The following is a 26,011-nucleotide window of genomic DNA, read 5'->3' as shown; positions in this document are numbered from 1 at the left end:
CGGCGACCGGTTCGAATAAACAAGTAACAACGTTAGAGAGCAAGCGAGACAGCAAGACTATGCAACTGATCGGCAGCGACAACTTCAGCATTGTGATCGGTCTGGGTAAGACCGGGTTGTCCTGTGCCCGTTATCTGGCGGCTAAGGGGACGCCCTTTGCGGTTGCCGATACCCGCGAGCTGCCGCCGAATCTTGACGCCTTCAAGCAGGCATTTCCGCAAGTCGAGGTGCGTTGCGGCGAACTGGACAGCGATTGGCTCAGCCGTGCTGGACGCTTGATCGTCAGTCCAGGCGTGTCGCGCAATGAGCCGGCGATCCTGGCGGCGGAGCAGGCCGGTGTCGACGTGTTGGGCGATATCGATCTGTTCTGTCAGCAGGTTCAGCACGACGAAACGCCGATCGTGGCGATCACCGGCTCCAATGCCAAGAGTTCGGTGACCACGCTGGTGGGATTGATGGCCGAGCGAGCCGGGATTAAGGCCGGGGTCGGCGGCAATCTGGGGGTACCGGTACTGGATCTGCTGGAAGATCAGGGCGCGCAGCTGTATGTACTGGAGCTGTCGAGTTTTCAGCTGGAAACCACCGAGCATCTTCGGGCGGCGGCAGCCACGGTGCTGAACGTCAGCCCGGACCATATGGACCGCTACGCGGATCTGGCCGCCTATCATGCCGCCAAACAGCGGATCTACCTTGGTTGTCGGCATGGAATCTACAACTTTGACGATCACCTGACTCTGCCGTTGCTGCCTGATGGTGTGCCCCAAACCGCTTTCCGACTCGGGGCACCGGACCTGAAGCAGTTCGGCCTGGTGAAACACGAGGGCCGGACCTGGCTGGCGAAAGGGCCGACCCTGCTGCTGGCTTGCGATCAGATGAAGCTGCGTGGTGCCCATAACCAGGCCAACGCGCTGGCGGCGCTGGCGTTGGGTGAGGCGGTAGGGCTGCTGATGGAGCCGATGCTCGAGGCAGTGAAAGAGTTTGAAGGCCTGCCCCACCGTTGCCAGTGGGTTCGTGAGCTGGACGGGGTCAGCTACTACAACGACTCCAAAGGCACCAATGTCGGCGCCACCCTGGCGGCTATCGAAGGGCTGGGGCCTGAGCTTGAGCCGGGAGCCAAGATCGTGCTGATCGCCGGTGGCGATGGCAAAGGAGCCGAGTTTGATGGCCTAGCCGGGCCGATGACCCGCTTTGGCCGCGCTGCGGTGTTGATCGGTCGTGATGGTCCGCGAATCGAGTCGGACCTGGGTTCTGAGTTGAATCGGGTCAGGGCTTCGAGCCTCGAAGAGGCGGTGGGCTTGGCCCAAGGATTGGCAGAACCGGGTGATCTGGTACTGCTGTCACCGGCCTGCGCCAGCTTCGACATGTTTAAAGGTTTCGAGCATCGTGGAGATTGCTTTGTCGAAGCCGTACGGGCATTGAACTCGGTAGCCGGAGGTGGGGCATGAGACTGGCGCTGAGTCTTCCCACGCTAAACTGGCGGCTGCCGACCCTGTCTACCGGCGGACGACCGTACGATCCGTTGCTGCTGATCAGCTCAATCAGCCTGCTGTTGATCGGCTTTTTGATGATTACCTCGGCCTCGATGGAGGTATCCAACGAGAATTATGGTTCACCGTTCTACCACGCCTTCAAGCACGGAGCCTTTATCGTGGTCGCGCTGATGGCGGCGATGGTGACGCTGTTGGTGCCGATGGATTTCTGGCAGCGAACCGGTCACTGGTGGCTGTTGGTGGGTTTTGCATTGCTGGTGGTGGTGCTGGTGCCGGGGATCGGTCGTGAAGTTAACGGCTCCACCCGCTGGATCCGGATGGGGCCGGTCAATCTTCAGGCGTCCGAGTTGGCCAAGCTGTTTATGGTGCTCTACATGGGGGGCTATCTGGTACGTCGGCTGGATGAGGTTCGGACCCAGTGGAGTGGTTTTGTTAAACCGATGGCGGTGTTGAGCCTGTTTATCTGTTTGTTGCTGCTGGAGCCGGATTTCGGTGCCGTAGTGGTGATGGGCGGCACCGTGTTGGGGATGATCTTCCTGTCCGGCATGGTGCTGTGGCAGTTTCTGCTGGTGGTCATGGGGGCCATTGCGGCAGCGGTGGTGATGGTGGTTTCTTCCCCCTATCGCTGGGAGCGGGTGACTTCGTTTATGGATCCGTTCGCCGATCCCTTCGGCGCCGGCTATCAGCTGGCCCAGGCCCAAATTGCGTTTGGGCGGGGTGAGTGGTTCGGTTTGGGGCTGGGCAACAGCGTCCAGAAGTTGTTCTACCTGCCCGAAGCCCATACCGATTTCGTGTTCTCGGTGCTGGCCGAAGAGTTAGGGCTGATCGGAGCACTGGTGGTGATCCTGCTTTATGCGCTGATGATTATCCGGGTGTTCTATATCGGTCGCCGAGCCGAAGAGCAGGGCATGCGTTACCACGGCTATGTGGCTTATGGGATCGGAATCATGTTCGCCGGTCAGGCGCTGATCAATATCGGCGTGAATGCCGGGGTGCTGCCGACCAAGGGGCTGACGTTGCCGCTGGTCAGTTATGGAGGTTCCAGTCTGCTGGTCTGTCTGGTGATGCTGGCGATTCTGTGTCGGATTCAACTGGAGCGCTATCGACAACAGAACTCGACAGGCTCGAAAAAAGCGGCCGGTAGCAGTAAGCGCAGCAAAGCGGCGGGGGCAAGATCATGAGTGCTCGCGGAACGGTTCTGTTGATGGCTGGTGGTACCGGTGGTCATGTGTTCCCGGCTCTGGCCACCGCCGAGTATTTGCAGCAGCAGGGTTACCAGATCGAATGGCTGGGCAGCCAACGGGGTATCGAGAATCGCTTGGTACCCGAGGCCGGAATCAAACTGCACAGCATCTCGGTCACCGGACTACGGGGCAAAGGCAAGCTGAGTTTGTTGCTGGCGCCATTCAAGCTGCTGCGGGCGCTGTGGCAGGCCTGGCAGGTGGTTCGACAGGTTCAACCGGTGGCGGTGCTGGGTATGGGCGGCTTTGCCAGTGGCCCGGGTGGGGTGGCGGCCTGGATGCTGGGTAAGCCGTTGTTGATCCACGAACAGAACGCCATTCCGGGAATGACCAACCGGCTGCTGGCCCGGTTGGCCGACCGAGTGATGGAGGCCTTCCCCGGTGCGTTCGAAGGGCGCGCCCAGGCATTGGCGACCGGCAATCCGGTACGTAGTACGATCGGCACGCTGCCGGAGCCGGCGCAGCGATATGGCGAGCGCCAGGGACCGCTTCGCTTGCTGGTGGTAGGCGGCAGTCTTGGGGCGCAAGCGATCAACCGGTGTGTGGTCGAGACGCTGGCTGCATTGCCGGAATCGCAGCGACCACAATTATGGCATCAGACCGGGGCCAACAACCTGGAAGACACCCTTAATGCTTACGCCGATGCGGGTATCGAGTTGAATGAGCAGACTCGGGTGGTGCCCTTTATTGATGATATGCAATCGGCCTACGGCTGGGCCGATCTGGTGATCTGTCGGGCCGGTGCCTTGACGGTCAGCGAGTTGGCGATCGCCGGTGTGGCGTCGGTACTGGTGCCGTTTCCGTTCGCGGTGGACGATCACCAGACCGCCAACGCGCGCTATCTGAGCGAACAACAGGCCGCGCTGCTGGTGCCGCAACCGCAGCTGGACAAGACCCGACTGCTGCAACTGCTGCAGCAAGGGAGTAATCGAGAAGAATTAGCGGCGATGGCTCAACGAGCCCGCGCCCTGGCGACCCCGGAAGCAACCACGGTGGTGGCCCAGCAATGTCAGGAGTATGCCCTCAATGGCTAAACAGAGCGATCAACAGAGTAAGCGCGCCGGGCGTCTGTCTTACGAACTGCCGGAGATGCGTCGTATCCGCCGGATCCATTTCGTCGGTATCGGCGGGGTCGGCATGTGCGGGATTGCCGAGGTGCTGTTGAATCAGGGCTATCAGGTGCAGGGATCCGATATCCGGGTCTCACCGTCAACCCAGCGGCTGAACGGTCTCGGGGCGCAGATCCAAATCGGCCATCGCCAGGAAAATGTCGATGGGGTAGATGTGGTGGTTGTTTCCAGTGCCGTCGGGGAAGAAAACCCGGAAGTGATGGCTGCCAGGGCAAACCGGATTCCGGTGGTACGTCGCGCCGAGATGCTGGCTGAGCTGATGCGCTACCGTCACGGCATCGCGGTGGCCGGAACCCACGGTAAGACCACCACCACCAGCCTGATGGCATCGGTGTTGGCCCGTGGTGGACTGGATCCGACCTTTGTGATCGGTGGCAAGCTGACTTCGGCCGGCACCAACGCACGCATGGGCGAGAGCCGCTATCTGGTGGCCGAGGCGGATGAGAGCGATGCCTCCTTCCTGCATCTGCAGCCGATGGTGTCGATCGTGACCAATATCGACGCCGACCATATGGACACCTACGGCGGCGACTTCAACCAGGTGAAACGGACCTTCGTCGAGTTCCTCCATAACCTGCCGTTTTACGGGCTGGCGGTGCTTTGCACCGACGATCCGGTGGTCTGCGAGATCATGCCGGAGATCAGCCGTCCGGTGCTGACCTACGGCCTCAACGAGGAAGCCGATTACCGCGCTATCGATATCGAGCAGGATGGGATGACCACCCGCTTTACCGCACTACGTCCGGACGGCCTGGCACCGCTGCAGATCAGCCTCAATATGCCGGGGATGCACAATGTGCTCAATGCGCTGGCCTGTATTGCCGTGGCCACCGACGAAGGCGTTGCCGACGAGGCGATCCAGCAGGGCCTGTCCGGCTTCGAAGGGGTGGGCCGACGTTTCCAGATTCAGGGCCATTTCCCGATCAATGCCGCTGCCGGTAAAGCCGGTGGGGAAGTGATGATGGTGGACGACTACGGCCACCATCCGCGGGAAGTTGCTGCAACTATCGCGGCAATCCGTAAGGGCTGGCCCGATAAGCGGTTGGTGATGATGTATCAGCCCCATCGCTATAGCCGTACCCGCGATCTCTATGAAGATTTTGTCCAGGTGTTGTCGGAGACCGATCGGTTGTTGCTGATGGATATCTACCCCGCCGGTGAGGAGCCGATCCCCGGTGCCGATGGTCGCAGTCTGTGTCGAAGCATCCGAGCACGAGGCCAAGTCGATCCGGTGTTTGTCGAGCGTGGCGAAGATGTTGCCAGTCTGCTGCAGAACATTCTGGAACCGGGCGATCTGCTGCTGACCCAGGGCGCCGGCGATGTGGGTGTGGTGTCGGCTGATCTGGCCCAACGACAGTTACAACCCTTAACCCCGCCGCAGGAGGAGCAGTGATGAGCATTCAGATCCAACCCAGTCAGCGTGATCCAGGCAGCTTCGGGCGGGTTGTGGTGCTGTACGGTGGTCGTTCGTCGGAGCGGGCCGTATCGCTCAAGAGTGGCGCGGCGGTCTTGAACGGGCTGCTGGAAGCGGGTGTAGATGCCTTTGGTATCGATCTTTACGGCGAGCAGGGCGACCTGTCACCGATGCAGCAGCTACAGGCACAACCCTTTGATCGAGCCTTTATCGCCCTGCATGGCCCGGAGGGCGAAGACGGCACCATCCAGGGTGCGTTGGAGATCATGGGCAAACCCTATACCGGCAGCGGTGTGATGGCTTCGGCATTGGGAATGGACAAAGTTCGTTGTAAGCAGTTGTGGCTGAGCCAGGACCTGCCGACACCATCCCATATGATGCTCGATGACGATTCGAACTGGACCGAATTGGCAAAGCAGCTGCCGTTACCGGCGATGGTCAAGCCCGATCATGAGGGCTCCAGTATCGGGATCACCCGGGCCGATACCGTTGAGCAGTTGGAGCGGGCCTACCGTAAGGCGCGGGAGCTGGATCGTTGCGTGTTTGCCGAGCGTCTGATCGAGGGAGCCGAGTTTACCGTGGCGGTACTCAACGGCCAGGCATTGCCGGTGATCCGGCTGGAAACGCCACACCAGTTCTACGACTACGAAGCCAAATATCTGGCCGATGATACCCACTATCACTTTGAAACCGGCTTGAGCGCGCAGCAGGACGCGCAGATCCGATCGCTTTCGGAAGCGGCTTTCGCGGCTGTGGGTTGTCAGGGCTGGGGACGGGTCGATCTGATGCAGGATCGTGACGGTGGCTTCTGGCTGTTGGAGGTCAATACCGTACCGGGCATGACCGATCACTCACTGGTACCGATGGCGGCAGCTGAAGCCGGACTGAGCTTTTCGCAGCTGGTGGTGAAGATTTTGGAGACCGCTGAGTAATGAGCGCGGCGGCCGTCGAACCGACCTCTGTCTCGGCTCGAGGCTGGCTGGATCCGTATCGGATCTGGCTGTGGTTGCAGTTGCCTTTATGGCTGCTGGGTTTGGTCTGGGCAGGACAGCAGTTTCAGGGCTGGATCGAGCGACCGCTGGAGCAGATTCAGGTCGGCAGTGACCGTTCGACGGGGCAGTTCAAGCAGCTGTCTTCAGAGCAGCTGCAGCAGCAGTTATGGCAGCTGCCGACGGGCAGCTACGCGCAGCTGGATCTGCAGGCATTCAAGCAAAGCCTGGAGCAGCTGGCTTGGGTTCATTCGGTGCAGCTGAAACGCAGTTGGCCGGATCAGTTGGAAGTGGTGGTGCGCGAACAGCGACCGATCGCGCGCTGGGGCAGTGAAGGGCTGGTCAATGAAGAGGGGCATATTTTCAGTCCGGCGGAGGATTTTGCCCGACAGCAACAGGATCGATTCAAACAATTACCCCAGCTGATGGGGCCGGAGCACCGTTCGCTGGGCTTGATGGCACAGTTCCACCATTTCAGTCGGATGCTGCAACCGCTGGGGTTGGAACTGGACGGCTTGGAAATGGAACCCCGCGGGGCCTGGACGCTGACCTTGAAGAACGGCATCCGATTGGTGGTCGGACGGGGCCAGGTGATTGAGAAATTACAGCGTTTTAAGCAGGTCTATGGGGACCTGCTGGGACGTTACGCCGAGCGGATCAAGCAGGTGGATGTCCGGTATACCAACGGTTTGGCAGTGACCTGGACCGAACCGCCGACCCCGGCAGCTCCGGCGAAAGCAAAGTAACAAGCAGTAAAACAGCAACAAACAGCGCTACAGCAGCCAGCGACAAGCTAAAACGAGCAGATAGGAACAGATGTTGGAACAGCACAATAACATGATCGTTGCCCTCGATATCGGCACCTCCAAGGTGGTGGCGCTGGTGGGAGAAGTGGGCCCGGACGGCACGATCGAAGTGGTCGGTATCGGTTCGCACCCATCCCGGGGTCTGAAGAAAGGGGTGGTGGTCAATATCGAGTCGACCGTGCATTCGATCCAACGGGCGGTGGAAGAGGCCGAGCTGATGGCCGGCTGCAAGATCCACTCGGTCACGGTCGGTATTGCCGGCAGCCACATCAGTTCGATGAACTCCCACGGCATCGTCGCGATCCGCGACGGCGAAGTGGTTGAGCAGGACCTGGATCGCGTGATCGATGCGGCCCGGGCGGTGGCGATTCCGGCAGACCAGAAAATCCTGCATATCCTGCCGCAGGAATACGTGATCGATAACGAAGAGGGGATCAAGGAACCGCTGGGGATGTCCGGTATCCGCCTCGAAGCCAAGGTCCATCTGGTCACCGGCGCGGTCAACGCGGCCCAGAACATCGAGAAGTGCGTTCAGCGTTGCGGCCTGGAGGTCGACAACATGGTGCTCGAGCAGGTTGCCTCGAGCTACGCGGTACTGACCGAGGACGAGAAAGAGCTCGGTGTCTGCATGGTCGATATCGGCGGCGGCACCACCGACATTGCGATCTTCACCGGCGGCGCGATCCGCCATACCGCGGTGATCCCGATCGCCGGCGATCAGGTCACCAGCGACATCGCCATGGCGCTGCGGACACCGACGCCGCATGCCGAAGATTTGAAGATCAAATACGCCTGCGCGCTGGCGCAGCTGGCCAGTGCCGACGAAGTGGTCAAGGTGCCGAGCATCGGTGATCGTCCGCCGCGGGATCTGAGCTGCCAAGCCCTGGCCGAGGTGGTCGAGCCCCGCTACGACGAGCTGTTCTCGCTGGTCCAGGCCGAACTGCGCCGCAGCGGTTTCGAAGACCTGGTGGCAGCCGGCATCGTATTGACCGGCGGTACCGCGCGGATGGAAGGGGCGGTGGAGCTGGCTGAGGAAATTTTCCATATGCCTGTCAGATTGGCCAAGCCGCAGGGCGTGGTGGGGTTGGAAGACATTCTGCACAGCTCGATCTACGCCACGGGCGTGGGACTGCTGCAGTACGCGGAGAAGGAGTTGCCGGCCAATGCGGGTTCGGCGATGGAGGCTCGACGCGGATTGCGAATGCCGTCGGCGGGATCTTCGTTTCCGGGAATGCTGGAGCGAATGAAGGGCTGGTTTAAAGATAATTTTTAGGGTTTGGCCGCTCCTGAGATGGGCGCTCGGAGGGGCGGTGTGAGTGTAAGAGACAGGTTGAGAGTTGGGGTTATTCCCAGGGGAGAGGGAGATGTTTGAATTGGTAGATCAGACACCACCGGGGGCGGTGATCAAGGTTATCGGCGTTGGTGGCGGTGGCGGCAATGCGGTCCGTCATATGTTGGGCAGTGAGATTAAAGGAGTCGATTTTATCTGCGCCAATACCGATGCCCAGGCGTTGCAGGACATGGCGCAGGCCAGTGTGATGCAGCTTGGCAATGAACTGACCAAGGGGTTGGGTGCCGGTGCCAATCCGCAGGTCGGTCGCCAGGCGGCGATCGAAGATCGAGACCGGATTGCGCAGATGCTCGAAGGGGCCGATATGGTGTTTATCACCGCTGGCATGGGTGGCGGTACCGGTACCGGTGCGGCGCCGGTGGTGGCCGAGGTGGCGCGTGAACTGGGTATCTTGACCGTGGCGGTGGTAACCAAACCCTTCCCGTTCGAGGGGCGTAAGCGGATGACGATTGCCAACGACGGCCTCAAAGCGCTGGCTGAAAGTGTCGACTCGTTGATCACGGTACCGAACGAGAAACTGCTGAAGGTGATGGGGCCCAGCGCCAGGCTGACCGATGCCTTCAAGGAGGCCAATGGGGTTCTGCAGGGCGCGGTGCAGGGTATTGCCGAACTGATCACCCGCGACGGCATGATCAACGTTGACTTTGCCGATGTGAAGACCGTGATGTCGGAGATGGGCATGGCGATGATGGGGACCGGTTTCGCCACCGGCGAAGATCGTGCTCGTGAGGCTGCTGAGGCGGCGATCCGTTGTCCGCTGTTGGAAGATATCGACCTACAGGGTGCCCAGGGCATTCTGGTTAATATCACCGCCGGTCTGGATCTGGCCTTGGGCGAATTCAATGAGGTCGGTGAAGTGATCCATGAGATCGCCTCTGAGGAAGCCACCGTGGTGGTTGGTACCGTGATCGATCCGGAGATGACCGATGAGCTTCGTGTGACCGTGGTGGCGACCGGGCTGGGGAAGCGTCAGCCGGCACAGAACAGCAATACCCCGCTGCAGCGCCACCGTGACGGCAGTCTGAATTTCGAAGCGATGGAAATTCCTGCGATTGTTCGCCGACGCCAGGGAACTGCGTTGGCACAAGTGTTGTCAGAGCCGGAACAGGAAGAAATACCGGTACCAAAGACGGGAACCGATGACGAGCCGGAACTGTTGGATATACCGACTTTTCTGCGCCGTCAGGCGGACTGATTGGCTGTAAAGAAAATCACGACTTTGGTATAGTGCGCGATTAATTTTTTTGACGGATTTAGCGACTTTCCATGATCAAACAGAGAACTCTCAAAAACGCCATCAAGGCCACCGGCGTCGGCCTGCATACCGGTCAAAAAGTCTATATGACTTTGAAACCGGCCCCGGTAGATACCGGGATTGTATTCCGGCGGGTTGATCTGGATCCGGTCGTAGAGATCAAAGCCTGGGCCGAGTCCGTCGGCGACACCACCATGTCCACCAACCTTTTCAACGATGGGGTGCGCGTGTCTACCGTCGAGCACCTGATGTCGGCGATGGCGGGGTTGGGCATTGATAATGCCTATGTTGAACTCAGTGCCGAAGAAGTACCGATTATGGACGGCAGCGCGGCGCCGTTTGTGTTTTTGATCCAATCGGCCGGAATCCGTGAACAGGAAGCGGCAAAAGAGTTTATTCGTATCAAGCGCAAGGTTTCGATCGAGCACGAGGGTAAGAAAGCCAGTTTTGAGCCTTTTGACGGTTTCAAGGTAGGTTTCACGATCGAGTTTGATCACCCGGTGTTTGAAGGCCGGAATAAAGAGTGCGCGCTGGACTTCTCCAGCACCTCATTCGTTAAAGAGGTCAGCCGGGCCCGCACCTTTGGGTTTATGCGCGATATTGAATACCTGCGTGCCAATAACCTGGCGTTGGGTGGCAGTATGGATAACGCCATCGTGGTGGACGATTACCGGGTCCTCAACGAAGACGGCCTGCGTTATAACGACGAATTCGTGAAGCACAAGGTATTGGACGCGGTAGGTGATCTGTACCTGCTGGGCAAGAGTCTGATCGGCGAGTTTAAAGGCTTCAAGTCCGGTCACTATATGAACAACATGCTGCTGCGTGAACTGTTAGGCCAGCAGGATGCCTGGGAGGTGGTAACCTTCGAGGATAATGACAGCGCGCCGATCTCCTATATGAAGCCGGTGCTGACGGGCTGATTGTGAGCCTAATGCCGTGATACCAACCAGAAGCCGGAGTGGAGTGATCCATTCCGGCTTTTGTGTCTCTGAGTGGTTGAAAATCTGAGATTTATGCCGGCAGGGAACGTCCTGAACTGCCGCTTTTCTAAATCCTTCGACCCTGTATTGAAATCTCGGTATCATGCCCCCATTTAATTATTTTCCGCCCCCATGGAGCAATCTTCGGGGCCAGACAATTTGCCGAAATTAAGACACTGATTATGGTCGCATCCCTGTTCAAGAAAATCTTTGGAAGTAAAAACGATCGCGAACTGAAACGCATGGGTAAGGTGGTCAAATCGATCAATGCGTTTGAAGAGCAGATCGCCGAGCTGAGTGATCAGCAGCTGACCGAGAAAACCGCCGAGTTCCGTGAGCGTTTTGAACAGGGCGAGAGCCTCGATAAGCTGCTTCCCGAGGCTTTCGCGGTTTGTCGTGAGGCCTCCAAGCGGGTACTGGGGATGCGTCACTTCGATGTCCAGTTGATCGGTGGTCTGACCCTGCACGAAGGCCGTGTGGCGGAGATGCGAACCGGTGAGGGTAAAACCCTGGTAGCAACGCTGGCCGCCTACCTGAATGCGATTCCCGCCCAGGGCATGCATGTGGTAACCGTCAACGACTACTTGGCCCGCCGTGATGCCGAGTGGATGGGCAAACTGTATAACGCGCTGGGTCTGAGTGTCGGGGTGATCTATTCCGGCCAAAGCCCGGAAGAGAAGCAACAGGCCTACCAGGCCGATATCACCTACGGTACCAACAACGAGTTCGGCTTCGATTACCTGCGTGACAACATGGCGTTCAGCACCGAGAACAAGGTGCAGCGTTCACTCCAGTACGCCATCGTCGATGAGGTGGACTCGATCCTGATCGATGAGGCGCGGACGCCGCTGATCATCTCCGGTCCGGCCGAAGACAGCTCGGAGTTGTACCAGAAGATCAATCTGTTGATTCCTAAGCTCGAGCGTCAGCCCGAGTTTGAGCCCCAGGAAGGGGTTGAAGAGCCTGCCGGCCATTTCCGCATCGATGAGAAACAACGTACCGTCGAACTGACAGAAGAGGGTCACCAGTACGTGGAAGGGTTGCTGATGGAGATGGGCCTGCTGGCCGAAGACGAATCCCTGTATGCGCCCAAAAACCTGAACCTGCTGCACCACATCAACGCCGGCCTGCGTGCTCATGTGGTCTACACCAAGGACGTTGACTACATCGTCCAGGGTGGGCAGATCGTTATCGTTGACGAACATACCGGCCGTACCATGCCGGGGCGTCGCTGGTCCGAAGGTCTGCACCAGGCGGTGGAGGCCAAAGAGGGCGTACAGATCCAGAACGAGAGCCAGACCCTGGCTTCGACCACCTTCCAGAACTACTTCCGGATCTACGACAAGCTGTCCGGTATGACCGGTACCGCCGATACCGAAGCGTTCGAATTGAATCAGATCTACGGTCTTGATGTGGTGGTTATCCCGACCAACCGTCCGGTCCAGCGGGCCGACCACAACGACCTGATCTACCTGACCATGCCGGAGAAGTTCGACGCCATTATCGCCGATGTGCGTGATTGTCAGGAACGTCAGCAGCCGGTGCTGGTGGGTACCGCGTCGATCGAGATGTCAGAAGTGATCTCCAAACTGCTGACTCAAGAGAAGATCAAACATAACGTCCTGAACGCCAAGCAGCACGAAAGTGAAGCCCATGTGGTGGCCGAAGCAGGACGTCCGGGTGCCGTGACCATCGCTACTAACATGGCCGGTCGGGGTACCGATATTGTGCTGGGTGGTAAGTGGGAAGCGGAGGTTGCCGAGCTGGACAATCCGAGCGAAGCCCAGATCGAAGCGATCAAGCAGGATTGGCAGCAGCGCCATGAGCAGGTCATCGCTGCCGGCGGTCTGCACATCATCGGTACCGAACGCCACGAGTCGCGTCGGATCGACAACCAGCTGCGAGGCCGCTCTGGCCGTCAGGGTGACCCGGGTTCTTCCCGCTTCTACCTGTCGCTGGATGACAACCTGATGCGAATCTTCGCTTCCGAGCGGGTGCGTAACTTCATGCAGGCGCTGGGAATGGAGAAAGGTGAGGCGATCGAGCACAAGATGGTCTCGAACGCGATCGAAAAAGCCCAGCGTAAAGTGGAAGGTCGTAACTTCGATATTCGTAAGCAGCTGCTGGAATACGATGATGTCGCCAACGATCAGCGTCGTGCAATCTACGATCAGCGTAACGAGCTGATGAGCACCGACGATGTATCCGAGACCATCAGCGCGATTCGCGAAGAGGTGGTCAACGACCTGATCAGCGACTTTATCCCGCCCCAGAGTCTGGAAGAGCAGTGGGATGTGCCGGGTCTTGAGAAACAGATTCAGGCCGATCTGAACTTGGAGCTTCCGCTGCAACAGTGGTTGGACGACGACGACAAACTGCACGAAGAAACCCTGCGCGACAAGATTCTGCAGTCGGTCTTGGATGCTTACGCCGAGAAAGAAGAGGTTGTCGGTACCGAGTCGATGCGATTGTTCGAGAAGCAGGTCATGCTGCAGGTTCTCGATACGCTGTGGAAAGAGCATCTGGCTACCATGGATCATCTGCGTCAGGGTATCCATCTGCGGGGTTACGCGCAGAAGAATCCGAAGCAGGAATATAAGCGCGAGTCCTTTGAACTGTTCCAGGAGTTGCTGGCCAACATCAAGCAGGATGTGGTTCGGATCATCTGTCATGTGCAGGTGCGTCAGCCTGAAGAGGTCGAAGAGATCGAGCGCCAGCGTCGCGAAGCGATGGAGCGTCAGCAGATGGAGTTCCAGCACGCCCAAGCCAATGCGATGGGAGACGGTGGCCAGGAGGAGCAGCCCGAGGGTGCCGAGCCCAGCCAGCCGTTCGTTCGCGAAGACCGTAAAGTTGGTCGCAACGAACCCTGTCCGTGCGGATCCGGCAAGAAATACAAGCAGTGCCACGGTAAGCTGGCGTAATTGCCAATTACCTGCACGACTGCCCTATGGGGCCGTATATTCAATAATGGGATCCGGCTGCAACACAGTCGGATCCCTTTTAGTTTAAGGAGTTAGACCATGGCCGTAGGACCTGCCACCCTTCCGAATTTTGAACCGATCAGCGGCTTTCGCCTCGGTACCGCCAGCGCCGGCATCAAAACCCCGGGACGATTGGATCTGGTGGTGATGGAGCTAACGGAAAGCGCCAGTGTTGCCGGTGTCTTTACTCGCAATGCGTTTTGCGCCGCACCGGTGACGCTGTCCAAAAAACACCTGGCTGCCGGCCAGCCCCGTTATCTGCTGACTAATACCGGTAATGCCAACGCGGGCACTGGAGCCGAAGGGATGGCTGATGCCAGTGGTTGTTGCGCCAAACTGGCCGAATTGGTTGGTGTGAAAGCCGAGCAGGTATTGCCGTTTTCGACCGGTGTTATCGGTGAAAAGCTGCCGGTCGAGAAAATCTATGCGGCGCTACCTGCTGCCGTGGACGCGCTGTCGGAGAATGGCTGGGAAGCTGCCGCCAGCGGTATTCTGACCACCGATACCCGGCCCAAGGGCGCCAGCTGTTCCTTGGAAATGAATGGTCAAACCGTTCGCGTCAGCGGTATCTCCAAAGGGGCAGGGATGATCCGTCCAAATATGGCGACCATGCTGGCCTATGTCGCCACCGATGCGCAGGTTGAGCAGGCGGATCTTCAAGCTTTGTTGTCCGAGGTGGCCGAGCGCACCTTCAACAGGGTCACGATCGATGGCGACACTTCCACCAACGATTCCTGCATGCTGGTGGCAACCGGTGCGTCCGGCGTTGTTTGTGCGCCCGGTCAAGCTGAGTGGGATCAGTTCGCCGAGGCCATTGAGTCTGTACTGCGGGAGCTGGCCCAGGCGATCGTCCGGGATGGTGAAGGGGCAACCAAGTTTGTCAGTGTCGAAGTCAATGGTGCCGACGACAGTGCTGAAGCGTTGAAAGTCGCTTATGCCATTGCCCACTCGCCGCTGGTCAAGACGGCGCTGTTCGCATCCGATCCCAATTGGGGGCGTATTCTGGCGGCGGTTGGTTATGCCGGTGTCGAGCAGTTGGATCTGGAAGCATTGAAGATCTACCTGGGGGATGTCTGCATCGTCGAGAATGGTGGCCGTGCGGCGGACTACACCGAGGAGCAGGGACAGACGGTGATGAATGAGGAAGATATCCTGATCCGGGTCGAGCTGGCACGCGGTGACGTCAGAGAAACCGTCTGGACCACCGACCTGTCGAAAGATTACGTCACGATCAATGCCGACTACCGTAGCTGATCGACGAGCCTATTTGTGACCAAGGTTGTTCATGTCGCCGCAGCGGCGATCTATCTGGATGACGGCCGCTTGTTGATCAGCCGTCGTCCAGCCCATCTGCATCAGGGTGGCCTGCTTGAATTTCCGGGTGGTAAGCTGGAGCCGGATGAAACACCGCAGCAGGCCTTGGTTCGTGAGCTTGAAGAGGAGCTGGGGATTGTCCCCACACAGTTCGAACCGCTGATCCGTATTCCCTATGACTACCCGGACAAGCGGGTCTTGTTGGATGTCTGGCGTGTCACTGCATTCGAAGGTGAGCCTGAGGGGCGGGAAGGGCAGCTTCTGTATCGATTGGATATCGACATGTTGGAGGCCGCTGACTTTCCTGCGGCAAACCGCCCGATTATCACTGCTCTGCAGTTACCTCAGTTATACCTGATTACTCCCGAGTTACCCGCTGAACTGTTATTACAGCGGCTAGAACCGGCCCTAGATAGCGGCGTCGGTCTGGTTCAACTGCGGGCCAATCATCTTGACGATAGATCGTATCGGGATTTGGCGGAACAGGTGCTGGCGCTTTGTCGTCGACAGGGTGCGAAGGTACTGTTGAACCGTCATCCTTCAATGCTCGAGCAGGTCGATGCCGATGGGATTCATCTGAACAGCCGGTTACTGGCGGAGTTCTCCCCCGCTGATCGTCAACGGCTGAAGACGAAGTGGCTTGGTGCTTCTTGCCATAACGCGCAACAGCTGCATTCGGCTCAACAGTTGGAGCTGGATTACGCGTTGCTGTCGCCGGTCTGTACGACCGAAACCCATCCTGAGGCCCAACCGTTGGGGTGGTCCGCGTTTGAGTCTTTGGTGGCGCAGATGCAGTTGCCGGTCTATGGCCTGGGTGGCTTGTCACGGGAGCAGCTATCGCAGGTGTTAGATCTCGGCGGCCATGGGGTGGCAGGGATCGGCACCTTTATCAGCCGCAAGCTCTAGTGTTGCCTTTGGAAGGGGAGATGGGGACTATCCAGGTAGCCCCGCAGTCAGTGATTCCAGTCAGTGTAGCGGTGGCTCTGCCGCCTGTTCGAGTTGATGGAGCAGTTCTTCGGCCTCCTCCGGATCCATCGCTACTTCCGTGCCGCTCGGCTTGCTGATCTGGTATTCCTCGTTAGCCCAGGCGCCAAGGTCAATGAGCCGGCAGCGCTCGGAGCAAAAAGGTCGGTGGGGGTTGTTGCTGTCCCATTCGATCGGCTTCTGACAATGGGGGCAGTTGATAACGGGCATTTAGGTTCTCAGATTATCGATTAACGTCGAATGCGTTAGCTAAGGATAGGAATTGCTGGTGCAGTTTATCAACCTGGCTCGCTAGCGCATCAGGCGGTTGCGAATTGTCGATCAGGCTGTCAGCCTGCTTTAGTCGCTCGGCTCGATTGGCCTGGGCTTTCATGATCGCTTTGACCTGCTCAAGACTGTTGCTGTCTCGACGAGCCGTACGCTCAAGCTGAAGTGATTCAGGGAGATCGACGACCAGGATGTGGTGGCATAGCTGCCGCTGGTTGGTCTCCAGCAGTAGCGGCGAAACCAGCAGGGCATATTTTGATTGCGCCTGCTGCAGTTGTTCAATGATCCGTTGGCGGATTAGCGGGTGAGTCAGATTCTCCAGCCAGATCCGTTGCTCCGGATTGGCAAATACAATCTTACGAAGTTCGGCGCGTTGTAAGCTGCCATCCGCTCCAAGGATCTTTGCACCGAAGCGCTCTGCGATAGCCTGAAGCGCCGGTTGTCCGGGCTCCACCACCTCACGAGCGACAACATCCGCATCGACCAGCTCGATTCCTCTGGCCGCAAAAAGATTGGCGACGGTAGTTTTACCACTGCCGATGCCACCGGTCAGGCCTACGATAAAGCAACTCATAGCAGGTTTTGTTAGCCTAGAATCTGCAGATATTGGTTGATCAAAGCGGGGCCCCAAAGTAGGGCGATGCCGCCAGCAATGGCGAGGAATGGGCCGAACGGCATCGGCTGTTGATGATCCCTACCTTTTGCAACGGTCAGAGTAATACCGATAACGGCACCGACCAACGAAGAGAGTACAACGATTAACGGCAGCATCTGCCAGCCCATCCAGGCTCCCAATGCGGCCAGCAGTTTGAAGTCTCCGTAGCCCATCCCTTCCTTGCCGGTTAGCAGTTTGAAAGCCCAATACACACTCCACAGAGACAGGTATCCGGCCACGGCGCCCCAGAGCGCGCTGTGCAGATCGGTAATCAGCCCGAAGGCATTGACGATCAGCCCAAGCCAAAGCAAAGGAAGGGTTAACGAGTCAGGCAGAAGTTGGTGATCGAAGTCGATCATTGTCAGCGAGATCAGAACCCAGCTGAACAGCAGTAGCGGTATCAGCAGTGCTGAGGCGCCGAACTGGTAAGCAATCAGTGCTGAAATCAAACCGGTGGCCAGTTCCACCAATGGGTAGCGGGCAGAGATTGAGGTTTGGCAGCCAGAGCAACGGCCTTTGAGCCATAGATAGCTCAGCACCGGAATATTTTCGAGCGCAGTGATCTGATGCCCACATTTGGGGCAGCTGGAACGTGGTACCGCCAGATTGAAAACCGGCTCAGGCTCGGCTTGAGGATGTGATGATTGCTGGTCGGCCAGTAGCTCCTGACACTGTTGCTGCCATTCCCGCTCCATCATCACCGGCAAGCGGTAGATCACTACATTCAAAAAACTACCGACCAGTAGCCCCAGAATCAGGGTAAAACCGATCAATAAGCCTGGATAAGCGCTAAATACTTCAATAATTGCCATGCCGCAAATTAGACCACCGCACCCAGCTTAAAGATCGGTAGGTACATGGCGATAACCAGTCCGCCAACCAGTACACCAAGTACTGCCATAATGAAGGGCTCCATCAAGCTTGTCAGGCTGTCGACGGCGTTGTCGACCTCGTTCTCATAGAAGGAGGCGACCTTGTCGAGCATCTCATCCAGCGAACCGGACTCTTCGCCAATGGCGATCATCTGTACGGCCATGTTCGGGAAAACGCCCGTCATACGGGTGGCATTTTGCAGTGATTGGCCCGTAGAGACGCCATTTTTGACCTGTAGGATGGCGGTCCGGTAAATCACGTTGCCTGAGGCGCCAGCAGCGGATTCTAGGGCGTTGACCAGCGGTACACCGGCAGCGAAGGTAGTGGCCAGGGTCCGTGCAAAACGGGCAATAGCTGCCTTGTGTAGGATCTGTCCAATTACTGGAACTTTAAGACTGAACTTATCAACGGCGTCCCTGAACCCTTCTGATTTGCGATGGGTGGCGCGAATTAAAAAGCCACTGGCGACGATGACTCCAAGTGCTATAAACCAGTAGGCTTGGGCGTACTCGGATAGGGTAATTACAAACTTGGTGAAAGCTGGCAGGTCAGCACCGAAGCCTTTAAAAATTGACTCGAACTGCGGTACCACTTTGATCAATAGGATTGCCGATACGATGATGCCCACGATGATGACTGCAATCGGATAGGTCATCGCCTTCTTGATCTTGGCTTTGAGCTCTTCGGTTTTTTCTTTATAGGTGGCGATCCGGTCAAGCATGGTTTCCAGTGCACCGGACTGCTCACCAGCGTGGACCAGATTGCAGAACAGGTCATCAAAAAAGATCGGGAATTTGCGTAGGGATGCTGCCAAGTTAGAGCCACTGGAGACATCGTTTTTGATATCGATGATCATTTTTTTCAGACCATCTTTTTCGACCCCTCCGGCGACGATATCGAAAGCCTGTACCATTGGTACCCCCGCTTTCATCATCGTTGCCAACTGGCGGGTGAACACAGCGATATCCAGCGGTGTGGTCTTCTTGCCCGAACTACCGAACATTGAGGCTCGTTGCTTAACCACCTTTGATGGAATGATGCCTTGCTTGCGAAGCTGGGCTTTGGCAAAAGCGATAGATTCAGACTCAATCTTGCCTTTGCTCTTGTTACCGCTTTTATCTTTGCCTTCCCAGGCGAAGGTTACAAGTTTTGCTTCTTTAGCCGCCATGCTTTCTTCCTGTTCCGTCGAACTCGATCTGAGTGTTCGGTCAAAAACTAAAGGAAATGTACCAGAGTTTCGGGCCTGCGCTATAGCGCTGGATCAAGCCTTTGCTAATTAAACCTTCGTCACCCGATTGACCTCTTCAAGGCTAGTGACTCCCTGGATTACTTTTAACAAGCCCGATGCTCGGAGGTTATTGATTCCTTGGCTGGCTGCCAGTTCGGCTATCTCCAACGAGTTCCCGTCATTCATAATCAGTGCTGAAATTTCTGAGGTCATCGGCATTACTTCGTAGATACCAACTCGGCCTTTATAGCCGCCGACACAGCTGTTGCAGCCGACGGGAGCGTAGACGGTGATGCCCGCATCAATCTGGGCTTGACTGAAACCCTCTTCCCTTAGGGCTGGTTCGGGAATCTCGACTGGTTGCTTACAGCTGCTGCATAGTCGGCGGCCGAGGCGCTGGGCGATGACCAAAGAAACCGAGGTGGCTATATTAAAGGCTGGAACTCCCATGTTCCGAAGACGGGTTAGGGTTTCGGGTGCGCTATTGGTGTGTAGGGTTGAGAGCACCATATGACCGGTTTGGGCAGCCTTGATTGCAATTTCAGCGGTTTCCAGGTCACGAATCTCACCCACCATAACCACATCAGGGTCTTGGCGTAGGAACGAACGAAGGGCCGAGGCGAAAGTTAATCCGACTTTCGGATTTACATGGACCTGGTTGATGCCTTCTAAGTTGATCTCGACCGGATCTTCGGCGGTAGAGATATTGCGCTCGTCGGTATTGAGAATATTCAAGCCGGTATAAAGCGAAACTGTTTTACCGCTACCAGTAGGGCCGGTCACTAGGATCATGCCTTGGGGTTGTTCCAATGTTTTTAGGTAGCTGTCTTTCTGATCTGGCTCGTAACCCAGCGCATCAATTCCCATTTGGGCGCTGGATGCATCCAGAATACGCAGCACGATCTTCTCTCCCCATAGTGTAGGAAGGGTATTGACCCGGAAATCGATCGACTTGGTTTTGGAGATCTTCATCTTGATCCGGCCGTCCTGGGGGATACGGCGCTCGGAGATATCCATCTGCGACATAACTTTAAGGCGAGCGGCTAGCCGGGGCGTCAGGTTGACTGGTGGCTTGGCCACTTCACGCAAGATGCCATCGGTGCGGAAGCGAATACGGTAAGACTTTTCGTAGGGCTCAAAATGGATGTCGGAGGAGCCGGACTTGATCGCATCCAAAAGGATTTTGTTGACAAAACGTACAATGGGCGCATCTCCAGCACCGTCATCGGCATCGTCGTCTTCATCGACTCCGTGCTCTTTGATCTCATCGAGCTCCAGATTTTCCAGATCAGCATCATCTAGACCATCTAGCTCGGTACTCGATTGTTGCTCTAAAAAATGGTCGATAAACTCGGTTAGCTTATCCTCTTCAACCACAATCGCTTCGGTCTTGATACCGGTGCTGAACTTAATCTGATCCAGCCCCTGGATATTGGTCGGATCAGCCACGGCGACATAGATCCGATTATCACGTTTGATTAGTGGTAGAGCCTGGTGTTTTCGGATCAGCTCTTCCGGTACCAGCTCTTGAGGGATCGAGCCGATATCAAACTGATCCAGATCCAGCAGGGGAGCACCGAACTCATCGGCTGCCGCTGTAGCGGCCTTGTAGGCGCTGACCAGTCTTTCCTGTACTGCATAGCTGATAAAGGAGATGTTTTGCTGGTTTGCTGCATTCAGTGCTTGGGTGGCATTCTCGGACGACAGTATGCTGTCATTGACCAAGCGGCGGGCCAGTCCCGTCAGTGGTTGGATAGGTTGTACGCCCATATCAAGCCAAATTTTAAAGTATTGAGTTAAGTCAAAGAGACACGCGTTAAACCATAGCACTTATGTACTTGCCAGAAAACGCTCCCTATACTCGAAACTACCCAAATAACAGGGAGCGGCTAAAAAAAGCCGACATTTAACCGATAACGACTTGTGAGTGCCAATAGCGGCCGATAAGATCAGGACACTTTGCCCAGGAGTGGGTGGGTATCAAACGTTTAGGAGACGATGCTATGAAAAAGCAACAAACAGGTTTTACCCTGATTGAATTGATGATCGTGGTAGCGATCATCGGTATTCTGGCCGCTATCGCGCTGCCGGCGTACCAGACTTATGTGGCCAAGGCTGCATATTCTGAAGTTATTATGGCCAGTAATGGCGTTAAGTCTGCCATTGAAGTCTGCGGCCAAGTTGAGAATGACCTGACACAATGCACATCTGCACAAAATGGATCGGTAGCTCAGGCTATTACTGGTGCAGCAGGTGGTACCCGTGTCACTAGTCTGGCGTTGTCTGGCGCTACTTCATTGGCAATTACCATGACCGTTACGCCTGCTGCGGTAGACGGGATTGCGGCTGCAGACGATTATATTATCGACGCTGCGTTGACCAATGGCCAAATCCTTTGGACCGTGGATTCCGCTTCTGGTTGTTTAGGTGCTGGCTTGTGTGATGACTAAAGCTTGCTAAGATAGTAAATTAAAGCCCCGCATTTGCGGGGCTTTTGGTATTTATAGCTGTTAATTTTATTCTGGGTGTATTTGGGTGTATGAACCTTCGCCAGTTATCTAAGCAAACCAAAACCACCATTTTTTTCTTAATGTGTGTGGTGGCGGGAACTCTGGTCTATTTAGTGGAAATACAAAAGCCGGAGCTGACAAATCAGCAAAAGGAGCAGCTCAATCAGATTGTGCTATCCGAGCCGGCTATTAAGTCCCATGTTTGGAATCACAGCAATCTATCGATTGGCATAATTAAAGAGCAGGTTGCTGATCGAAATGCTTTTGCAAGCTCTTTGTGCGAAAAGTTTGATGCGACCGGTGCCCGGGGTGTAGCGATTGATGTGGTCGATGTACTGAAACTGCAGAAAAGCGGTGGTGATGACTGGGATGTTATCGGATATGCCCGCTGTCGGGTGAAATGATCGAATCATTACTGAGTGAATAAAAAGGCGACAAGATGTCGCCTTTTTTGATGGAGTTGTCCCGTCCTGAATAACGTTGACACTTTTCGATCATTAACTCGGGAAGTGACATGAAAACAAAGACTAAACGTACTCAGAAAGATTATTCCCTCGCCTTTAAATTGTCGGTTGTCGACCAAGTAGAAGCCGGTGAACTGTCCTATAAGCAGGCACAGCAGCGTTACGGCATCCAAGGTCGCTCAACCGTATTAGTTTGGCTACGTAAGCATGGCAGGCTAGATTGGTCTCAAGGATCAGATCACCAGGCAAAACTAATGTCAGACAAGCCTTCAGAACTTACCCCAGAGCAGCGGATCAAGGAGCTTGAGCAACAGTTGGCAGATGCCCAGCAAAAAGCGGAGTTCTTCGAAGCGGTGGTTGATGTGCTCAAACGGGATCACGGGGTCCGTGTCGTAAAAAAGCCTCGCGGCAAGTCATCGAAGAACGGCAGGTCACAGGGCTGACGGTTACTCGAGCTTGCCAAATCCTCGGTATCAGCCGACAGGCCTACTATCAGCAACGCCAGCGAGCGAAACAGCAAGCAAAGATGCGTTGTTCCATACTGAGCTTTGTTCAACGTGAGCGTATGCAGCAACCTCGGCTGGGAGCGCGTAAGCTACTGTCCCTGCTCAATGCCGAAACGGAATGTAAAATCGGCCGGGACAAACTATTTGAACTGCTCAGGGATCGCCGCTTATTGGTCCAGCGACGCCGGGCATATCACAAGACTACGCAGAGTCATCATCGTTTCTGGTGCCATCCTAACTTGCTAAAGCCCGGTGCAGAGCAAGAGCAAGCCACACGGCCAGAACAGATCTGGGTCGCGGATATCACCTATCTTCCAGTCAGGGACGGAGAGGCCTATCTGAGCCTGGTTACCGATGCGTATTCACGCAAAGTCGTCGGCTATCACGTACACGGTGATTTGAGGGCTGAGTCCGTATTAACGGCCTATCAGAAGGCCTTGGATGGTTACCAAGGTAGCGCCGGGCTTATCCATCACTCTGACAGGGGGATACAGTACTGTTCAAAGCGCTATCAGGCCGTACATAAGGAGCACGGTGTGCGTTGTTCGATGACGGATGGGTATGACTGCTATCAGAATGCGCTTGCGGAAAGAGTAAACGGGATTCTGAAAGGTGAGTATCTGCTGAGAAAGCCAGAGGATCTAGATCAGGCCACGATCATGGTTGATGAGTCGATCCGACTCTACAATACACGGCGGCCACATATGGCCTTAAAATACAAAACGCCCGATGAGGTGCATCGGGCGTTTTCAACCTGAAAGGATGTCAACCTATATCAGGACAAGACAAGTTAAACGAGCGGACGTTAGTCGATAAACCGCATCGACAGATCCACCGAATCGCAATCCTTGGTCAGGGTGCCGATGGAGATATAGTCGACCCCTGTTTCAGCGTAGCTGAGCAGGGTTTCGCTGGTGATGCCGCCGGAGGCCTCGAGTTTGGCTTTGCCGGCAGCCTGTTCGACCGCTAGGCGCATTTCGGCCAGGGAGAAGTTGTCCAACATGATGATATCGGCACCGGCTTGAAGTGCCTGCTGGAACTCTTCCAAATTTTCCACCTCAATTTCAACCGGTTTGCCGGGCTCGTTATGGCGGGCCTGGGCGATTACATTAGCGATACCACCGCAGGCGGCGATATGATTTTCTTTGATCAGGAAGGCGTCGTAGAGGCCGATGCGGTGGTTGTAACAGCCGCCGCAGGAGACCGCGTATTTCTGCGCGTTGCGGAGGCCCGGTAGAGTCTTTCGGGTGTCGAGTAGCTTGACTTCGGTGGTGCGTACTTTCTCGGCGTAGTCGTGGCTGCGGCTGGCGGTGCCGGAGAGAGTCTGGAGGAAGTTTAGCGCGCAGCGCTCGGCGGTCAGCAGCGAGCGGGCGGGGCCCTCGGCGGTGAATAGGGGCTGGTTAGGTGCAACCCGGTTGCCGTCGTTGACGTGCCAATGCAGTTTGACGGTCGGGTCGACCTGGCGGAAAACTTCGTTAACCCAATCCCGGCCGCATATGGTAGCTTCATCGCGGCTGATCACCTCGGCCTTAGCCATCTGATTAGCGGGGATCAGGGCTGCGGTAATGTCACCACTGCCGATATCTTCTTCCAGCGCGCGTTTGACGGTGATCTCCAGATCGGCTTTCAGGTGTTCCGGTGCAGACATGGTACTAACTCATTCAAAATGTCGGTCGATACGCAACGATATCGGGGCAAATACGGCGCCGTAGTGCTGCGTCATAATTTGGCTGAGATTTTAACAGATTACCGTCGTTGCGGCAGAGGTTATACTGGCATTCATTTAAGAACTGGACGTGGCATCAATGTCCACCAAAACCCTTTCAATTACAGATCACTGGCTTCAGGCGGTATCGCACTGTCCCTCGCCGAACCAAAATGAACGCCCCGACGCACCGGTCGATCTGTTGGTGATTCATAATATCAGCCTGCCGCCGGGACAGTTCGGCGGCGGCCATGTCCAAGAGTTGTTCACCAACTGTCTGGACCCGAAGGCCGATCCGTTCTTTGCCGAGATCGAAGGACTGGAGGTTTCCGCCCATGTGTTGATCGAGCGCGATGGCACCATCACACAATTTGTTGCCTTTGATCGCCGGGCCTGGCATGCGGGAGTGTCCAGCTATCAGGGGCGAGAGGCCTGCAATGATTTCTCTATCGGGATCGAATTAGAAGGCGCCGATGATATGCCTTACACCGATGCCCAGTACCAGCGCTTGGCTGATTTGATCAATCTGCTTCTGGTCAGCTACCCCGATTTGTCAAAAGAGAAGATCGTTGGCCATAGCGATATCGCGCCAGGCCGAAAAACCGACCCAGGACCATCGTTTGACTGGTCGCGTCTTCACCGTTCCATCTCGTCTTAAGCTGATTCTTATCAAGCTAGATCAAGTTGATGATTGCTAGCAAGAATGATTAGCACTTATCATTGCACTTTATTGTTAGGTTTTTCTTTGCCTTTTATGTTTCGCGCCGGATTCTATCGTTTCGATTCGGCGTCTTCGGAGTCAACATGGCGTCATTACTGGCGGTTGAGCAGATCGAGTGCCGTTATCAGCAACAGGTAGTGGTTAAACAGCTGAGTTTTACGGTTGAGCAGGGCGAAGTCACTTGTCTGCTCGGCCCAAGCGGCTGTGGTAAGACCACCGTGCTGCGGGCGATTGCCGGCTTCAATCCGATCTACAGCGGCCATCTCAATTTGAATGGCTGTATTATCTCTACGCCGGAATCTAATGTGCCTCCGGAGCAGCGTAATATCGGCATGGTGTTCCAGGATTACGCGTTATTTCCACACCTGAGCGTACGTGACAACATCGCCTTCGGGCTGCGCCAGTTAGGCCGCAGCAAACGCCATAGTACTATCGAGCATCTGCTGCAGTTGGTTGAGCTCAAGGGTATGGCCGATCGCTACCCCCATGAGCTTTCCGGCGGGCAGCAGCAACGGGTTGCGCTGGCACGGGCGTTGGCGCCGAAGCCGAAGCTGTTATTGATGGATGAGCCTTTCTCTAACCTGGATGCCGAGTTGCGTCGTCAGTTGTCGGTTGAGGTGCGCGATATTCTTAAAGAGGAGGGGATATCAGCCATCATGGTGACTCATGATCAGGATGAGGCGTTTACCGTGAGTGACAAGCTGGGAATCCTGGCGGATGGCTATCTGCAGCAGTGGGGCTCACCGTTTGAGGTTTACCATCATCCGGCTAACCTCAAGGTGGCCGGTTTTGTCGGCGAAGGTACCTTTGTCCGTGGCCGGGCCCTAGAGGGCGGCTTGGTCGAAACCGATATCGGTTTGGTCAAAGGTAAGGCGACACAATGGCACCAAGGTGTGGAGCTGGATGTGTTCCTGCGTCCTCACGAAATCGTCCCCGGTTGTGTTGACTGCTCCGTTCAGGGAGAGGTGGTAAAGCGCGAGTTTCTTGGCACCTCGACCCTCTATACCCTGAGGCTTCCCAATGGGCGTCTGGTAGAGTCGTCTTTTGTCAGTGCCGATCATGACTATCAGGTGGGAGAGCAGGTGGGGTTGCGGGTCGAGACCGACAACCTGGTGGCCTTCCAAACCGCGGTCTAGCGTTTGGC

At 56.3% G+C, this 26,011-nt stretch carries 23 protein-coding genes; 17 read left to right on the top strand and 6 right to left on the bottom strand.

Annotated elements, in window-relative coordinates:
- The first annotated feature begins 59 nt into the window (after nt 1-59).
- The 12 genes from murD (at nt 60) to ACO05M_RS16475 (ending at nt 15,860) form a co-directional block, all read left to right on the top strand.
- Nucleotides 60-1,445 carry a UDP-N-acetylmuramoyl-L-alanine--D-glutamate ligase gene (gene murD / locus ACO05M_RS16530; RefSeq protein ID WP_421865376.1) on the top strand — a complete coding sequence of 462 codons (1,386 nt, stop codon included), beginning with the start codon at nt 60-62 and terminating at the stop codon, nt 1,443-1,445.
- Nucleotides 1,442-2,671, top strand: coding sequence for a putative lipid II flippase FtsW (gene ftsW / locus ACO05M_RS16525; protein ID WP_421865373.1), 1,230 nt, complete (start codon nt 1,442-1,444; stop codon nt 2,669-2,671). The genes murD and ftsW overlap by 4 nt, the downstream gene beginning before the upstream one ends.
- On the top strand, nt 2,668-3,765 hold the full coding sequence (murG, locus tag ACO05M_RS16520; RefSeq protein ID WP_421865369.1) for an undecaprenyldiphospho-muramoylpentapeptide beta-N-acetylglucosaminyltransferase: 1,098 nt from the start codon (nt 2,668-2,670) through the stop codon (nt 3,763-3,765). The genes ftsW and murG overlap by 4 nt, the downstream gene beginning before the upstream one ends.
- Nucleotides 3,758-5,254 (top strand): UDP-N-acetylmuramate--L-alanine ligase, encoded by a 1,497-nt coding sequence (gene murC, locus ACO05M_RS16515; RefSeq protein WP_421865366.1) that lies wholly within the window; start codon nt 3,758-3,760, stop codon nt 5,252-5,254. The genes murG and murC overlap by 8 nt, the downstream gene beginning before the upstream one ends.
- On the top strand, nt 5,254-6,207 hold the full coding sequence (locus ACO05M_RS16510) for a D-alanine--D-alanine ligase (protein WP_421865363.1): 954 nt from the start codon (nt 5,254-5,256) through the stop codon (nt 6,205-6,207). The genes murC and ACO05M_RS16510 overlap by 1 nt, the downstream gene beginning before the upstream one ends.
- Nucleotides 6,207-7,010, top strand: coding sequence for a cell division protein FtsQ/DivIB (locus tag ACO05M_RS16505; RefSeq protein WP_421865360.1), 804 nt, complete (start codon nt 6,207-6,209; stop codon nt 7,008-7,010). The genes ACO05M_RS16510 and ACO05M_RS16505 overlap by 1 nt, the downstream gene beginning before the upstream one ends.
- Nucleotides 7,011-7,080: 70 nt before the next feature.
- Nucleotides 7,081-8,343, top strand: a complete 1,263-nt coding sequence (ftsA, locus tag ACO05M_RS16500) for a cell division protein FtsA (RefSeq protein ID WP_421865357.1) — start codon at nt 7,081-7,083, stop codon at nt 8,341-8,343.
- Between the two features lie 91 nt (nt 8,344-8,434).
- Nucleotides 8,435-9,616 carry a cell division protein FtsZ gene (gene ftsZ / locus ACO05M_RS16495; RefSeq protein WP_421865354.1) on the top strand — a complete coding sequence of 394 codons (1,182 nt, stop codon included), beginning with the start codon at nt 8,435-8,437 and terminating at the stop codon, nt 9,614-9,616.
- Nucleotides 9,617-9,687: 71 nt separating this feature from the next.
- The gene (gene lpxC / locus ACO05M_RS16490; protein WP_421865351.1) at nt 9,688-10,599 is read left to right on the top strand and encodes a UDP-3-O-acyl-N-acetylglucosamine deacetylase; all 912 of its coding nucleotides are present in this window, start codon (nt 9,688-9,690) and stop codon (nt 10,597-10,599) included.
- Nucleotides 10,600-10,841: 242 nt separating this feature from the next.
- On the top strand, nt 10,842-13,580 hold the full coding sequence (gene secA, locus ACO05M_RS16485) for a preprotein translocase subunit SecA (protein WP_421865348.1): 2,739 nt from the start codon (nt 10,842-10,844) through the stop codon (nt 13,578-13,580).
- A gap of 99 nt (nt 13,581-13,679) precedes the next feature.
- The gene (gene argJ, locus ACO05M_RS16480) at nt 13,680-14,894 is read left to right on the top strand and encodes a bifunctional glutamate N-acetyltransferase/amino-acid acetyltransferase ArgJ (protein ID WP_421865344.1); all 1,215 of its coding nucleotides are present in this window, start codon (nt 13,680-13,682) and stop codon (nt 14,892-14,894) included.
- Nucleotides 14,895-14,909: 15 nt separating this feature from the next.
- Nucleotides 14,910-15,860: a Nudix family hydrolase gene (locus ACO05M_RS16475; RefSeq protein WP_421865342.1), complete on the top strand. Its 951-nt coding sequence runs from the start codon at nt 14,910-14,912 to the stop codon at nt 15,858-15,860.
- A gap of 60 nt (nt 15,861-15,920) precedes the next feature.
- Here ACO05M_RS16475 and ACO05M_RS16470 read toward each other — a convergent pair whose 3' ends face one another.
- The 5 genes from ACO05M_RS16470 to pilB form a co-directional block, all read right to left on the bottom strand.
- Entirely contained in the window at nt 15,921-16,148 is a 228-nt protein-coding gene (locus tag ACO05M_RS16470) for a DNA gyrase inhibitor YacG (protein WP_421865339.1), read from the bottom strand.
- A gap of 13 nt (nt 16,149-16,161) precedes the next feature.
- Nucleotides 16,162-16,779, bottom strand: a complete 618-nt coding sequence (gene coaE, locus ACO05M_RS16465; protein ID WP_421865336.1) for a dephospho-CoA kinase — start codon at nt 16,777-16,779, stop codon at nt 16,162-16,164.
- Between the two features lie 11 nt (nt 16,780-16,790).
- Nucleotides 16,791-17,672: a prepilin peptidase gene (locus ACO05M_RS16460; RefSeq protein WP_421865332.1), complete on the bottom strand. Its 882-nt coding sequence runs from the start codon at nt 17,670-17,672 to the stop codon at nt 16,791-16,793.
- A gap of 8 nt (nt 17,673-17,680) precedes the next feature.
- A complete protein-coding gene (locus ACO05M_RS16455) occupies nt 17,681-18,901 on the bottom strand; it encodes a type II secretion system F family protein (protein ID WP_421865329.1) in 1,221 nt (406 codons plus the stop codon).
- A gap of 108 nt (nt 18,902-19,009) precedes the next feature.
- Nucleotides 19,010-20,731, bottom strand: a complete 1,722-nt coding sequence (gene pilB, locus ACO05M_RS16450) for a type IV-A pilus assembly ATPase PilB (protein WP_421870774.1) — start codon at nt 20,729-20,731, stop codon at nt 19,010-19,012.
- Nucleotides 20,732-20,964: 233 nt separating this feature from the next.
- On the opposite strand from pilB, the gene ACO05M_RS16445 reads away from it, so the two are divergent.
- The 3 genes from ACO05M_RS16445 to ACO05M_RS16435 all read left to right on the top strand — a co-directional run bounded on the left by ACO05M_RS16445 (nt 20,965) and on the right by ACO05M_RS16435 (nt 23,199).
- On the top strand, nt 20,965-21,411 hold the full coding sequence (locus ACO05M_RS16445) for a pilin (protein ID WP_421865327.1): 447 nt from the start codon (nt 20,965-20,967) through the stop codon (nt 21,409-21,411).
- Between the two features lie 89 nt (nt 21,412-21,500).
- Nucleotides 21,501-21,875, top strand: coding sequence for a hypothetical protein (locus ACO05M_RS16440; RefSeq protein ID WP_421865324.1), 375 nt, complete (start codon nt 21,501-21,503; stop codon nt 21,873-21,875).
- Nucleotides 21,876-21,985: 110 nt separating this feature from the next.
- Nucleotides 21,986-23,199, top strand: a protein-coding gene (locus ACO05M_RS16435; protein WP_421862467.1) for an IS3 family transposase whose coding sequence is annotated in 2 segments (ribosomal slippage) — nt 21,986-22,328 and nt 22,328-23,199 — 1,215 coding nt in all. Because the reading frame shifts where the segments join, the coding sequence is not laid out codon by codon here.
- Nucleotides 23,200-23,246: 47 nt separating this feature from the next.
- On the opposite strand, the gene nadC is transcribed toward ACO05M_RS16435, so the two are convergent.
- On the bottom strand, nt 23,247-24,089 hold the full coding sequence (gene nadC / locus ACO05M_RS16430; protein WP_421865321.1) for a carboxylating nicotinate-nucleotide diphosphorylase: 843 nt from the start codon (nt 24,087-24,089) through the stop codon (nt 23,247-23,249).
- Between the two features lie 157 nt (nt 24,090-24,246).
- On the opposite strand from nadC, the gene ampD reads away from it, so the two are divergent.
- Both ampD and ACO05M_RS16420 read left to right on the top strand, forming a co-directional pair.
- Nucleotides 24,247-24,804 carry a 1,6-anhydro-N-acetylmuramyl-L-alanine amidase AmpD gene (ampD, locus tag ACO05M_RS16425; RefSeq protein ID WP_421865318.1) on the top strand — a complete coding sequence of 186 codons (558 nt, stop codon included), beginning with the start codon at nt 24,247-24,249 and terminating at the stop codon, nt 24,802-24,804.
- Nucleotides 24,805-24,950: 146 nt separating this feature from the next.
- Nucleotides 24,951-26,003, top strand: a complete 1,053-nt coding sequence (locus ACO05M_RS16420; protein ID WP_421865315.1) for an ABC transporter ATP-binding protein — start codon at nt 24,951-24,953, stop codon at nt 26,001-26,003.
- The last annotated feature ends 8 nt before the right edge of the window (nt 26,004-26,011 follow it).

This window comes from Motiliproteus sp., from assembly GCF_965230735.1.
GTDB lineage: Bacteria > Pseudomonadota > Gammaproteobacteria > Pseudomonadales > Balneatricaceae > Motiliproteus.
The sequence above is the reverse complement of the archived record's forward strand: the minus strand, read 5'-3'. Positions and strand labels throughout refer to the sequence as shown.